Annotated in this window: 13 protein-coding genes; 3 read left to right on the top strand and 10 right to left on the bottom strand. The window is 71.3% G+C overall.

Annotated features, from left to right (window positions below):
• Window positions 1-68: 68 nt before the first annotated feature.
• The 5 genes from DQE82_RS28895 to DQE82_RS28875 form a co-directional block, all read right to left on the bottom strand.
• Window positions 69-563 (bottom strand): GNAT family N-acetyltransferase, encoded by a 495-nt coding sequence (locus DQE82_RS28895; RefSeq protein WP_113974738.1) that lies wholly within the window; start codon window positions 561-563, stop codon window positions 69-71.
• A gap of 84 nt (window positions 564-647) precedes the next feature.
• Entirely contained in the window at window positions 648-1,379 is a 732-nt protein-coding gene (locus DQE82_RS28890; RefSeq protein ID WP_043328408.1) for a class I SAM-dependent methyltransferase, read from the bottom strand.
• Between the two features lie 206 nt (window positions 1,380-1,585).
• Window positions 1,586-2,299, bottom strand: a complete 714-nt coding sequence (locus DQE82_RS28885; RefSeq protein ID WP_113974737.1) for a vancomycin high temperature exclusion protein — start codon at window positions 2,297-2,299, stop codon at window positions 1,586-1,588.
• 23 nt (window positions 2,300-2,322) lie between these two features.
• Entirely contained in the window at window positions 2,323-2,685 is a 363-nt protein-coding gene (locus DQE82_RS28880) for a PH domain-containing protein (RefSeq protein ID WP_018784695.1), read from the bottom strand.
• A 31-nt stretch (window positions 2,686-2,716) separates the two neighbouring features.
• The gene (locus DQE82_RS28875; protein ID WP_018784696.1) at window positions 2,717-3,025 is read right to left on the bottom strand and encodes a 4a-hydroxytetrahydrobiopterin dehydratase; all 309 of its coding nucleotides are present in this window, start codon (window positions 3,023-3,025) and stop codon (window positions 2,717-2,719) included.
• A 184-nt stretch (window positions 3,026-3,209) separates the two neighbouring features.
• Between DQE82_RS28875 and DQE82_RS28870 the strand changes: the two genes are divergently transcribed.
• Window positions 3,210-3,653 carry a (deoxy)nucleoside triphosphate pyrophosphohydrolase gene (locus DQE82_RS28870; RefSeq protein WP_181373769.1) on the top strand — a complete coding sequence of 148 codons (444 nt, stop codon included), beginning with the start codon at window positions 3,210-3,212 and terminating at the stop codon, window positions 3,651-3,653.
• 80 nt (window positions 3,654-3,733) lie between these two features.
• On the opposite strand, the gene DQE82_RS28865 is transcribed toward DQE82_RS28870, so the two are convergent.
• The 5 genes from DQE82_RS28865 to DQE82_RS28845 form a co-directional block, all read right to left on the bottom strand.
• Window positions 3,734-4,843 (bottom strand): succinate dehydrogenase/fumarate reductase iron-sulfur subunit, encoded by a 1,110-nt coding sequence (locus DQE82_RS28865; protein WP_043328414.1) that lies wholly within the window; start codon window positions 4,841-4,843, stop codon window positions 3,734-3,736.
• The gene (locus tag DQE82_RS28860) at window positions 4,833-6,755 is read right to left on the bottom strand and encodes a fumarate reductase/succinate dehydrogenase flavoprotein subunit (RefSeq protein WP_043328415.1); all 1,923 of its coding nucleotides are present in this window, start codon (window positions 6,753-6,755) and stop codon (window positions 4,833-4,835) included. Before DQE82_RS28860 ends, DQE82_RS28865 begins: the two co-directional genes overlap by 11 nt.
• A 10-nt stretch (window positions 6,756-6,765) precedes the next feature.
• Entirely contained in the window at window positions 6,766-7,587 is an 822-nt protein-coding gene (locus DQE82_RS28855) for a hypothetical protein (RefSeq protein ID WP_043328416.1), read from the bottom strand.
• 228 nt (window positions 7,588-7,815) lie between these two features.
• Complete coding sequence (locus tag DQE82_RS28850) at window positions 7,816-9,225, bottom strand: TldD/PmbA family protein (protein WP_113974736.1); 1,410 nt, start codon at window positions 9,223-9,225, stop codon at window positions 7,816-7,818.
• Window positions 9,226-9,301: 76 nt separating this feature from the next.
• Entirely contained in the window at window positions 9,302-10,738 is a 1,437-nt protein-coding gene (locus DQE82_RS28845) for a TldD/PmbA family protein (RefSeq protein ID WP_113974735.1), read from the bottom strand.
• 198 nt (window positions 10,739-10,936) lie between these two features.
• Between DQE82_RS28845 and DQE82_RS28840 the strand changes: the two genes are divergently transcribed.
• Together DQE82_RS28840 and DQE82_RS28835 are read left to right on the top strand one after the other, a co-directional pair.
• A complete protein-coding gene (locus tag DQE82_RS28840) occupies window positions 10,937-12,514 on the top strand; it encodes a hypothetical protein (protein ID WP_116962594.1) in 1,578 nt (525 codons plus the stop codon).
• A gap of 189 nt (window positions 12,515-12,703) precedes the next feature.
• A partial coding sequence (locus DQE82_RS28835; RefSeq protein ID WP_113974733.1) for an ATP-binding cassette domain-containing protein occupies window positions 12,704-13,028 on the top strand: 325 nt, incomplete at its 3' end.

Here is a 13,028-nt window from a genome sequence, read left to right as displayed (position 1 = left end):
CACAAACTCCTTGATCACCGGGCGGGCCGGGGCGGGACCGGGGCGGGCCCGGGCGGGGCGGGGGAGCGTCAGGTGACTGCGGGGCTGCGGCGTTCGATCAGGGTCACGTCGCGCCAGGTGCCGTAGTGGCGGCCCACCCGCTCGCGGGTGCCGACGACGCGGAAGCCGCACGTCGCGTGCAGCGCGAGACTCGCCGTGTTCTCCGGGAACACACCGGACTGGATGGTCCAGATCCCGGCCGCCTCGGTCGAGGCGATCAGCGCCTCCAGCAGCGCCCGGCCGACCCCGCGCCCGCGCCCCCGCGGGTGCACGTAGACGGAGTGCTCGACCACACCGGCGTAGACGCAGCGGTCGGAGACAGCGGAGCAGGCCACCCAGCCGAGCACGTCGCCTGCCTCGTCGAGCGCCACCCAGCGGTGGCCGGGCAGCCGGGTGGCGGTGAACCTCGTCCAGTCCGGCGGCTCGGTCTCGAACGTGGCGTTGCCCTCGGCGATGCCCAGACGGTAGATCTCCAGTACGGCGTCGGCGTGCGAGTCGTCCATCGCGACGACGGTGACAGTCATCGGTTCCCCCTGTCCGGACCGGCGGTCGTCAGCGTAGTCGCGCGTCGAGGGGCCGGTACGACGCCCGGCCCCTCGACGTGAGCGCTACCGCCGCCGGTAGACGGAGATGTGCGAGCGGCTGTCCGCGTCGAACGGCGACCGGTCCCAGTCGGCGTACCGCTCGGTGAGCCGCAGCCCGGCCCGCTCCGCCAGCTCGTCGACCTGATCCGGCCAGGCGTAGCGCATGGCGAACGGCTTCAGGTGCACGCCGGAGGCGTCGAACGTGACGGTCTGCCGCACGAACGTCTGCGCCGCGCGGTCGTACCGGTGCACGCGGATGGTGGCCGAGTCCTCGGTCACCTCCCGCACCTGGACCTGCTCGTCCCGGTCGAAGTCCGCCGGGTCGGGCACGAACGTCTCGATGACGAACGCCCCGCCAGGCGCGAGCACCCGGGCGACGTTGCGGAAGCACGCCGCCTGGCGTTCCTCGGAGACCAGGTTGAACAGCGTGTTGAACACCAGGAAGACCAGACGGTACGGCCCGGCGACCGGGACGTCCGCCATGTCGCCGATGGTCACGGGCAGGTCCGCGCCGCCCGGCTTGGCGCGCAGGTGCGCGACCATCTCCGGGGACGCCTCGACGCCCTCCACGGTCAGACCGCGGGCGGCCAGCGGCAGGGCCACCCGGCCGGTGCCGACCGCCAGTTCGAGCACCGGGCCGCCCTCGGCCAGCGGTGCGAGGAAGTCGACGGCCGGGGCCGGGTCGGGATTGCCGGGGCCGTCGTAGGTGTCGGCCCAGAGCCGGCCGAACAAGCCGGGATCGTCGAAGACGGACATCACACGCCCTCCCGCCGGGCGGAAGGGACAGGACGCGGCGCGAGGTCAGCGACCTCCGCCGGAATGGGGTACGGAAACACGAAGCCTCGTTTCGGCAAGGGTGACGACGGGTCGGTTGGGCTTCGCAGCGTGTGGCATGGCGGTGCTCCCTCCGGTCGGCTTCGAGGGGTCCAGCAGACCAGCAGCCGACCGGGGCGACAACCGGATTACGCCCGCAGCGCGTCGTCCACAGCGGTCTCCCGGCGGCCGAGGTGCACCGGGTCGCGCCCGCTGAGCACGTCCACGGCGGCCTTGACGCAGGCGGCGTGCTCCCGGGTGGAGCTGATCCGCCACTGGCCGGCGTACCGGCGGGCGGTGTCGTCGCCGACGCCGACGGTCTCGATGCCGGCGTCCCGGCAGAGCGCCACCGCGCGCGGCAGGTGGAACGACTGGGTGACCACAGTGGCCCGCCGAACCCCGAAGATGCGGTGCGCGCGCACGCACGAGTCGTACGTGTCGAAGCCGGCATGGTCCAGCACCGTCTTCTCCGCCGGGACGCCCCGCTCGACGAGCCAGCGCCGCATCGCGTCCGGCTCGTCGTAGTCCCAGTCCATGTGGTCGCCGGAGAGCAGGAGCACCTTGACCTTGCCGGCGGCGTACAACTGGCGGGCGATCTCCAGCCGGCCGGCGAGGAACGGCGCCGGGGTGCCGTCCGGGTCCACCCTGGTGCCCAGCACCAGCGCGACCGGCGTCTCGGGCACGTCCGCGGCGCCGAACAGGCGACCCTCGGCGGCGCCGCGGACCCAGGTCACGCTGGCGATCGTGGCGGCGCCCAGCAGCACCACGGCGGCCGTGGCGAGCACCAGGAGCCGGCGGACCAGGCGTACGGCCCGGCGGTGGTCGCCCCGCCAGGCCCGCCAGCGCGCCGTCAGCCCTCGCATGGCGGCGATTGTGCCAGTGCAGGTCAGGAGATGTGGTGCAGGATCACGTTGTGCACGTGGTGGCTCTTCTCCGCGCCCCGGAACTCGACCTCGTAGGTGTGCGTGCCGACGTGCACGGCGATCGACCCGGTGGAGAAGAACGAACCGCCCCAGGACTTGTTGCTCACCACGCTCACGCTGGTGATCTTCGAGTACGGGATGCTGGTGATGGCGTACCGCTTGCCGACGAAGGAGCGGTCCTGGATGATCACCCGCCGGTCGGTCAGGCCGATGAAGCCGGTGCCGGTGCCCACCGCGTCGTAGACGGCGATGATCTGCTCACCGGGCAGCAGCCCGCTCTGGATCTGCTGGAACTGTTCCTTGCGGTCGTACGTGGGGCCAGACATGCATCTGAGGGTAGGCGGGGCGCGCCAGCGCTCAGGGCTCGGTGACCGCGCGGACCGCGTCCTCGATGCGCGCCGCGAGCAGCACCTCACCCTCGGTGAGTGGCTCGCCGTCGCCGTGGCCCAGGCGGATCTGGGTACGATCTGCCCGGCGGCTGATCTCCGGGCGCAGCCGCAGCGCGTCGGCGACCACCGCCACCCGTTCGGTGAGCGCGGCGTGCTGGGTGTCGTCGAGGACGATCGTGCGGCGGATCTGTTCGCCCTCGCGCGTCCATCCCGACAGCAGGGCGAGCGCGTCGCTGAGGTAGTCGTGCTTCGCACGGCCGCTGAACAGCACGCGCATCACCGCACCTCCCAGGCGTCGTTGCCGGCTTGTGGCCAAATCGTCGCCATCCCGTGTCCCAGTCGACGCTCTCTAGTCTCTCGCCACTCAGATGGTGTGTCCACGCCCACACTTCCGTGTTCTGCTGACCTGACGGCCGACGCAGCTACCCAAACCGCCGATTGATCTGGCACGCTGGTGGCCCGTGCGGACCGAACGGATTAGCGGGGGCGGACACGCCGACCGGCGGGAGCCGAGGGTGGTCGTCGGGGCCGCGATCATCGAGGGCGGCCGGGTGCTGGCGTGCGAGCGCTCCGCGCCCCCCGAGGTGGCGGGCCGGTGGGAGTTCCCCGGCGGGAAGGTCGAGCCGGGTGAGGCCGAGACCGACGCGCTGGCCCGCGAGTGCGCCGAGGAGCTGGGCGTACGGGTGGCTGTCGGCGCCCGCGTCGGCCGTGACGTACGGATGGCGCACGGCCGGTCCGTGCTGCGCGTCTACGCCGCCCGCCTGCTGCACGGCGACCAGCCGAAGGCCCTGGAGCACGCGGAGCTGCGCTGGCTCTCCGCCGCCGAGCTGGACAGCGTCGACTGGCTTCCGGCCGACGTGCCGATCGTGGCCGCGTTGCGTCCGCTGCTCGCCGCGTCCGACTGAGGCTCCGGACCGGACAGGCGGGCCGAAACGGGACGGGGGCCGGCGGCGTGTGCCGCTGGCCCCCGTCGTCGTGCTGTCGTTCAGTGCTTCGGCTCGTCCTGCTGCGGGTGGGCGAAGTTGAGGTGCTCCGGGGGCAGCGGGAACGTCACGTCGTCGCCGAACGGCGACGGCGCGGCGGCCCGGTTGAACGTCAGTTCGGTCAGCGGCAGCTTGCCGTTGGCGTCCACCGCCGGGGCGGTCGGGTGCGGCACCTCGCGGTGCCAGTTGACGCCCTGCTGGGCCTGACGCTCGGCGGCGCTGTCGTGCGAGCCGCCCGCGTGCGAGTGCACCCCGCCGTGCGAGTGCGTTCCGCCGGAGTGCGCGTGCGCCCCGCCGTGCGCCCCTCCGGACGTGACGGCACCGCTGGAATGCCCGCTGGTCGCGCTGGTCTGAGGCACCTGACCCCTCCGGAAGATCTTGTTACCGAGCCACACAAGGGGATCGTACCTGCGGTCGACGACCCGTTCCTTCATGGGGATGATCCCGTTGTCGGTGATCTTGATGTGCTCGGGGCAGACCTCGGTGCAGCACTTGGTGATGTTGCAGAAGCCGAGTCCCATGTCGGACTGCGCGTACTCCCGGCGGTCGGTACGCGCGTCCAGCGGGTGCATGTCCAGCTCGGCCGCCCGGATGAAGAACCGGGGGCCGGAGAACGCCGGCTTGTTCTCCTCGTGGTCCCGGATCACGTGGCAGACGTTCTGGCACAGGAAGCACTCGATGCACTTGCGGAACTCCTGCGAGCGCTCCACGTCGACCTGCTGCATCCGGTAGTCGCCGGGCGCCACGTCGGCCGGCGGCGCGAACGCCGGGGTCTCCCGGGCCTTCTCGTAGTTGAACGAGACGTCGGTGACCAGGTCCCGGATCACCGGGAACGTGCGCAGCGGGGTGACCGTGACGGTCTCGGACTCCTCGAACGTCGACATCCGGGTCATGCAGCCCAGCCGCGGCTTGCCGTTGATCTCCATGGAGCAGGAGCCGCACTTGCCGGCCTTGCAGTTCCACCGGCACGCCAGGTCCGGCGCCTCGGTGGCCTGCAGCCGGTGGATCACGTCGAGGACCACCTCGCCCTCGTTCACCTCGACCGTGTAGTCCTTCAGGTCGCCGCCGGTCTCGTCGCCCCGCCAGATGCGGAACTGGCGCTTACTTCCCATCAGTGTTCGCCTCCTCGGTGAGGGCGTCGAACTCGGCGAGTTCCTCGTCGGTCAGGTACTTGGCCAGCTCGGCCCGGTCGAACAGCCCGATCAGCTCCGGCCGCATCTTCGGCAGCGGCTTGTGGGTCAGCCGGACCGCGTCCCCGTCCAGCGAGCAGACCAGGTTGACCCGCCGCCACTTCGGGTCCATCGCCGGGTAGTCCTCCCGGGTGTGCCCGCCGCGCGACTCCTGCCGCTCCAGCGCCGCCATCGCGGTGCACTCCGAGACCACGAGCATGTTGCGCAGGTCCAGCGCCAGGTGCCAGCCCGGGTTGTAGCGCCGGCCGCCGACCGCGCTCACCTTCGCCACCCGCTCCCGCAGCTCGGCCAGCCGGCGCATGGCGTCCGCGAGCTCGCCCTCGCGCCGGATGATGCCGACCAGGTCGCCCATCACCGCCTGGAGGTCCTGCTGGAGCTGGTACGGGCTCTCGCCGGTGTCGCGCTGCAACGGCGCCAGCGCCGTCTCCACGGCGGCCTCCACCGCCGCCACCGACACCGCCGGGCGGCTGGTGAGCTGATCGGTGTACGTGGCCGCGTGCCCGCCCGCGCGCTTGCCGAATACCAGCAGGTCGGACAGGGAGTTGCCGCCGAGCCGGTTGGAGCCGTGCATGCCGCCGGACACCTCACCGGCGGCGTAGAGCCCGCGCACCGTGCCGTACGCCGCGCCGGAGTCCGGGTCGACCTCGACGCCGCCCATCACGTAGTGACAGGTCGGGCCGACCTCCATCGGCTCCTTGGTGATGTCGACGTCGGCCAGCTCCTTGAACTGGTGGTACATCGACGGGAGGCGGCGGCGGATCTCCTCGGCCGACTTGCGGGAGGCGATGTCCAGGTAGACGCCGCCGGCCGGCGTACCCCGGCCCTCCTTGACCTCGCTGTTGATCGCGCGGGCGACCTCGTCACGGGGCAGCAGCTCCGGCGGACGCCGGTTGTTGTCCGGGTCGGTGTACCAGCGGTCCGCCTCCTCCTCGGTCTCCGCGTACTGCTTGCGGAACACGTCCGGGACGTAGTCGAACATGAACCGCTTGCCCTCGGAGTTCTTCAGCACCCCGCCGTCGCCGCGCACCGACTCGGTGACCAGGATGCCCTTCACCGAGGGCGGCCAGACCATGCCGGTCGGGTGGAACTGGAGGAACTCCATGTTGATCAGCGTCGCCCCGGCGCGCAGCGCCAGCGCGTGGCCGTCCCCGGTGTACTCCCAGGAGTTCGAGGTGACCTTGTAGGACCGTCCGACGCCGCCGGTGGCGAGCACCACGGCGGGCGCCTCGAAGAGGATGAACTCGCCGGACTCGCGGTAGTAGCCGAACGCGCCGGCGACGCGGTCGCCGTCGAGCAGCAACTCGGTGATCGTGGTCTCGGAGAAGACCCGGATCCGCGCGTCGTAGCTGCCGAACTCCTGCTTGTCCTCCTGCTGGAGCGAGACGATCTTCTGCTGGAGCGTACGGATCAGCTCCAGGCCGGTCCGGTCGCCGACGTGCGCCAGGCGCGGGTACTCGTGGCCGCCGAAGTTGCGCTGCGAGATCTTCCCGTCCTTGGTGCGGTCGAACAGCGCGCCGTACGTCTCCAGCTCCCAGATCCGCTGCGGCGCCTCCTTGGCGTGCAGCTCGGCCATCCGGAAGTTGTTCAGGAACTTGCCGCCGCGCATGGTGTCCCGGAAGTGCACCTGCCAGTTGTCCCGCGAGTTCACGTTGCCCATCGCGGCGGCGGCGCCACCCTCGGCCATCACCGTGTGCGCCTTGCCGAACAGCGACTTCGAGATGATCGCGGTCTTCTTGCCGGCCAGCCGGGCCTCGATCGCCGCGCGCAGGCCGGCGCCGCCGGCCCCGATCACGACGACGTCGTAGTGGTGTCGTTCGATTCGCGTCTCAGTCATGTCCAGGCTCTCAGTTGATGAACCGCAGGTCGTTGATCCAGCCGGCGGCGACCGCCATCACGTAGAAGTCGGTGAGCGCCAGGGTGCCCAGGGTGATCCAGGCGAGCTGCATGTGCCGGACGTTCAACCAGGACACCCCGGTCCACGCCTTGTAGCGCATCGGGTGCTTGGAGAAGTGCTTGAGCCGCCCGCCGATGATGTGGCGGCAGGAGTGGCAGGAGATCGTGTACGCCCACAGCATCACCACGTTGCCGACCAGGATGATGTTGCCCAGGCCGAAGCCGAAGCCGTCGGGGGAGTGGAAGGCCAGGATCGCGTCCCAGGTGTTGATCAGCGAGATGATCGCGGCGGCGTAGAAGAAGTAGCGGTGCAGGTTCTGCCCGAGCAGCGGGAACCGCGTCTCACCGCTGTACGACTGGTGACCGTCCGGCACCGCGCAGGCCGGCGGCGACAGCCAGAACGACCGGTAGTACGCCTTGCGGTAGTAGTAGCAGGTCAGGCGGAACAGCAGCAGGAACGGCAGGGTGAGCGCCGCGTCCGGGATGATCCACCAGCCGGGCAGGAACTGGCCGAAGTGCGAGGAGCCCTCGACACAGCGGTCGGTGACGCAGGGGGAGTAGAACGGTGTCAGGTAGTGGTACTGCTCCACCCAGTACCACTTGTGCATGAAGACCCGGACCGTCGCGTAGATGACCCACGCGCTGAGCCCGACCACGGTGATCAGCGGAGCGAACCACCACCGGTCGGTCCGCAACGTCTTCGCCGCGATGGCGGCGCGCGCCCGCCCTCCCCGCGGCTGCGATCTCGGCGTCTTGGCCGACGTAGTTGTCATTCGAGTCATCTCCCTGACGTCACTGTCACGTCTTGCGCACGCACGAGGCCACACCGGCGAACCGGTGCGGCTAAGTGACACACGTTACGCCGATCTTCACGGCCCGGCCGCGCAACGCAGTGTCCCGTGTGTCCCGCAGCTTGGAAAGAGTCAGTTCATGATCAATGTGGCGGGTCGGTCGAACGGTGCGCCGACCGGCGCCGCGGGTGCGCCCGGCGACGCGCCGGATCACCCGGACGCGCCGCCGGTGAAGTGCCAGGAGGACAGTCGCAGCGTCGGCGCCTCGTACCAGGACCCGTCGACCCGGCCCGGCTGCCGGACCGGCGCCCGGCCCAGGCCCAGCACCCGCCCCGGCCCCAGCGCCCGCGGGTACGACTCGGTGAACCGGAAGTCGCGCACCGCCCGGGTCGGCACGCCGTCCTCGACCAGCCACACCCCGTTGCGCGTCAGCCCGGTGACCACCAGCTGCTTCGGGTCCAGCACCCGCGTGTACCAGAAGTCGCTCACCAGCAGCCCGCGCCGCATCCCGGCCACCAGCGCGGCGGTGTCCGGGTCGCCCACCGCTCCGGTGACGCCAGCGCTCACCGGCCCGGCCGCGACTGTCGTGCCCGCATCGGCGACGCCCGGATCCGCCAGCAGGCGGATGTTGTGCGGGATCGGCCCGAACGTCGCGCTACCCGGCATGCCGTGGCCGGTCGACCCGCTGCCCGCCTCCGCGCCGCCGCGCCTGTCGTACGCCACCGCCCCGGTGATGCCGCCCTCGACCAGCGGCAACGCCCGCCGCGGCGTGCCCTCCAGGTCGAACGGCAGAGTACCGGCGTGCAGCGGGTCGTCCACCAGCGTCACCAGCGGGTCGAACTGGGCGGTGCCCGGCTCGGCGAACGACTGCCGTTCGGCGTACCGCTTGCCGTTGAAGCCGAACCAGGCGAGGTTCTGCAGCAGGTCGGCGACGGCAGCCGGTTCGAGCACCACCTCGTAGTGCCCGGGCGGCAGCTCGACCGGGTCGGCCGCGGCCCGTGCCTTCGCCGCCGCGTGCGCGCCGAGCGCCGCGCCGTCGAGGTCGGCGAGCCGGTCGGCGCAGAGCCGCGCCACCCCGTCCGCGGCGCCGGCGCGGGCGATGCCGTCCATGGCCGCCTCGGCCGCGCTTCCGGCCGCCGTGTGCCCGGCCGAGTTGGCGAACGCCCCCGACCGGTACGCGGTGCGGCAGTAGCCGGCCGCCTCCAGCCCGTCGACCGCGTCCACGAACGCGCGTACCCGCTCGGCCCGCTCGCCGGGCGAGGCGAACGCGGTGGCCTCGTCGGTGGCCGGGCCGGACGGCACGGGCGTCGGCGCGGTCAGTCCCGGCCAGGCCGGGTCGGGCGGCGCGAGCCGGGCCGCGGCCCGGGTCCGCTCGACCAGGGCGGCCAGCCCGTCGGCGTCGACCCGGCTGCCGCTGCCGGTCGCGGTCCGCCCGTCCACGTGCAACCGCAGGTGTACGGAGACACCGGTCTCGGACACGTTCTGATGGATGAAGGAATTGGCGAACCGGGTCAGGGCCAGGTCGGTGCGGGTCACCAGCACCTCGGCCTCGGCGCCCGGACCGGCCGTACGCCGGACCAGGTCCACCACTCCCGCGGCGATCCCCAGTTCGGCGCTCATGCCGGCACTCCGCTTCGCTCCGTGCCGTCATGAGGCACTGTCGCCCTGAGCCTGCTGATTCGCTCGCTGCGCTCGCTCATGCCCGCACCCCCACCCGGACGCCGCGGAACCGGGCCGGCGCGGCCGGATGGCCGGTGTGTCCGACCTGGCCGGGCTGCCCCTTCCCGCAGTTGGGCGTGCCCCAGGCGACCGTCTCCGAGGAGAGCATGTCCATCGAGCGCCAGAAGACCGGCCCGATGCCGGTGTACGTCGGGTTGCGCAGCATCCGCCCCCGGCGGCCGTTCTTGACCTCCCAGCCGACCTCGCAGCCGAACTGGAAGTTGAGCCGCTTGTCGTCGATCGACCAGGACCGGTTGATGTCCATCAGCACCCCGTCGTCGGTGGCCGCGATGATCTCGTCCAGCGTGTGCGGGCCGGGCTCCAGGCCCACGTTCGTCATCCGCACCATCGGCAGCCGGGCCCAGCCGTCGGCCCGTACGCTGCCGCCGTGGTCCAGGCCGGCGACGGCGGCCGAGTCCCGGCCGGCGAGCACCCCGACCCACCGCCCCTCGCGGACCGCGTCCCGGGCCACGGCGGGGGAGCCCTCGTCGTCGTAGCCGAAGCTGCCCAGCGCCCCGGGGATGGTCGGGTCGATGGTCACGTTCATCAGCTCCGAGCCGTAGCGCAGCGAGCCGAGGCGGGCCAGGTCGAGCCAGGACGTGCCGGCGAACGCCGCCTCCCAGCCGAGGATGCGGTCCAGCTCGATGGCGTGCCCGACCGACTCGTGGATCTGCAGCGCGAGCTGCTCGCCGCCGAGGATCAGGTCGGTCTCGCCGGCCGGGCAGAGCGGCGCGGTGAGCAGCTCGCGGGACTCCTCGGCGATCCGGGCGGCGTGCGCGGCCAGGTCCAGCGAGGTGACCAGCTCCCAGCCGGTCGTGCCGTACTGCCCGCGGTAGCTCGGGTAGGACCGGCGCTGCGTCTCGCCGTCGCCGATCGACGTGGCCGAGATGCCGCCGCCGCACTCCCGGATGTGCTGGTCGATCCGGTGGCCCTCGCTGGAGACGAACCATTTCGTGGTGTCCCAGATCTGGTAGAGCCCTTCGGCCAGGTCGGCGCCGTGCTCGCGCATCGTCGCGGTGGCGCGGACCAGCAGGTCGCCCTTGTCCGACAGCGGCACCCCGAGCGGGTCGACGGCGCACTCCGAGGCCCAGCTCGCCACCGCCGCCTCGGAAGGCACCAGGTCGATCGGCGGGCCGGGAACCCGCGCGCTCGCGGTGGCGATCGCCGCGGCGCGCCGGCCGGCGTCGCGGGCCGCCGCGTCGGACAGATCGGGTACGGCGTGGAAGCCCCACCCCGAACCGACGAGCGCGCGTACGCCCAGCCCGATGCTCTCGTCCTGGCTCAGCTCCTCGATGTCGCCGTTGCGCGCAGACATCGACTCGTAGCGGCGGTGCATGACCCGGGCGTCGGCGTAGCGGGCGCCCGCGTCCAGGGCGGCTTGGACGGCAGCGGTCGCCGCGTCGAACTCGCTCATGCGCCCGACCCTAGGCCAGCGCACCGACATCCGTCAGGGGACGACGTCATCCGACCGGCTCCGAGGCGGGCTGTGGCGAAATCGATGCCGACCTGCGCGTGAACGGGACAACCCGAGTCGCCGGACGCTGATAAGAAATGGTCCATGTCTGCCACTTCCGCGCACCGACTACTCCGCGGTGCGTTGACGCTCGTCGTCATGGTCGCCGCAACCATGTTCGGTGCCACTGCCGCCCACGCCGCGGCCCCGCGACTCAAGCTCACCGCCCTCGCCTTCGCCAACGACACGGTCGACGCCACCGGCGACTACGCCAGCAACAAGCTCACCTGGACGGTCACCAACACCGACCCGGAGGCCGGCTCCATCTTCGGCACCGTCACCATGCGCATGCGCAGCACCGTCACCGGTGAACTGGTCGGTCACGACCTGGTCGCGCGCTACGCGTACCAGGAGACCTGCTGCGGTGACGGTGTGTACGAGTCGGGCACGCCGCAGGAGTCCACCTACTCCTTCGACCTTCCGGTGCGGGCCTACTCCGACGCGGACACCGCGATCTGGGAGGTCACGAAGGTCACCATCGGTTCCCAGGGCACCACCGCCACGGTCTCGGGCACCCGCCTCCAGGCGTTCGGTTACCGGTTCACGGCCCGGACGCTGATCGACTCGTCGGGGCCGAGCGCCGACTCCATCTCGCTGAGCTCCCCGGTGCGCCGTCCCTACTTCTACGTGGGGAACGGCGCGGCTACTGTGACCTACGACTTCACGGTGCAGGACGGGCAGTCCGGCTTCTGGAAGGGCACCATCCGGCTGGCCGGTCCGGGCGGCGCGAGCGTCACCACCGCCTTCACCTGGGAGCGGGACGAGTACAGCACCGGGCTGCGATGCGGCCGGGTCACCGGCGGCCAGCAGGACGGCATCTACATGCCGTGTGTGCTCGACGTGACCGTGCCCGCGGATGCCGCCACCGGCAACTGGCGGGTTGCCGCGTTGGTGCTGCGCAACAACGCCGGCGGGACGACCACCTACAAGAACCCGACCGCGCCGTCCGTCACCACGACGACCAACTCGACGGTACGGGCCAGCGACTTCGCGATCGAGCCGAACCCGGTGGACAACTGGCGTGACTCGGTGATGACCGACATCACCATGGTCGTGACCGACACCCGCAAGGGTCTGTCGACAGTGCAGCTCGATCTCGTCGGCGGCTGCCAGCAGTGGGGTCTCCCGACCACCAGGGCGGACGGTCGTGTCGCCGTCAAGGTCATGGTGTATCAGCAGACCGCGCAGTGTGAGGTCGAGGGCTTGGCGGTGATCGACGGTGCCGGCAACGTCGCGCTCTACGGAAGCATGTACGGCGCGCCGGATCCGGATCTGACGATCACGCGGGTGCCGAGCACCGAGCCGCCGACGGCCCGCAGCGCCAGCCTCGACCCGTCCTCACTGCCGGTGAGCGAGGTGGGGCAGACCTCGATCAAGCTCACCATCGACGCCGATGTGAAGGTCGCACCGATCACCGGCGTGAGCGTCTACGTGTACGACGTCAACGGCGAGGTGGTGTCGCAGTCGGGTGGGGGTAGCAGCCAGGCCCCCGACGGGACGCTTACCGCGTGGCTCTACCTTCCGTGGTGGCAGGATCTGCCCGCCGGGGCGTACACGGTGGGCTTCGAGCTGAGCGACGCCGCCCGGAACAGCACCGCGTGGAACATGCCGGATCGCTCGGACAGCCGCACGCTTCCCGGCGGCCCGGTGGTCCTCACCCTCACCGCCGCAGGCTGATATCTCCCGGTGGGCGGGCCGAGCCCCGCCCACCGGGAGCGCGGGTGGTGGGTCTGGCTCTGCGGCAGGATCGGCGGACCAGAAACCATGTCGTTACGCTACGGCCGCTGACAGACCGCTCGATGTAGCTTATTTTCGCCTCCTGGGTTTTCCTGTAGGTTCTCTTCATCACCGAAGGGGAGGCGGTCAATGGGCAGGTCGGAGGCGGTGCCGTCCGGGGAGCCGGACCGCCCGGAGGTGCCGGAGCAGCGCTCCGGCGACGGGCCCTATCTCCAGGTCCGGGATCTGCGGGTGCGGTTCGACACCGAGGACGGTGTCGTCAAGGCCGTGGACGGGGTGTCGTTCGCCGTCGAGCGGGGCCGCACGCTGGGGATCGTGGGGGAGTCCGGTTCCGGTAAGAGCGTGACGTCGCTGGCGATCCTGGGTCTGCACAACGTGAAGCGGACGGCCATTTCGGGGGAGATCTCGGTGGGTGGTCGTCAGTTGGTGGGTCTGGGTGAGGAGGAGATTCGTC

The organism is Micromonospora sp. LHW51205 (assembly GCF_003315815.1).
Classification (GTDB): domain Bacteria; phylum Actinomycetota; class Actinomycetes; order Mycobacteriales; family Micromonosporaceae; genus Micromonospora; species Micromonospora chalcea.
The sequence above is the reverse complement of the archived record's forward strand: the minus strand, read 5'-3'. Positions and strand labels throughout refer to the sequence as shown.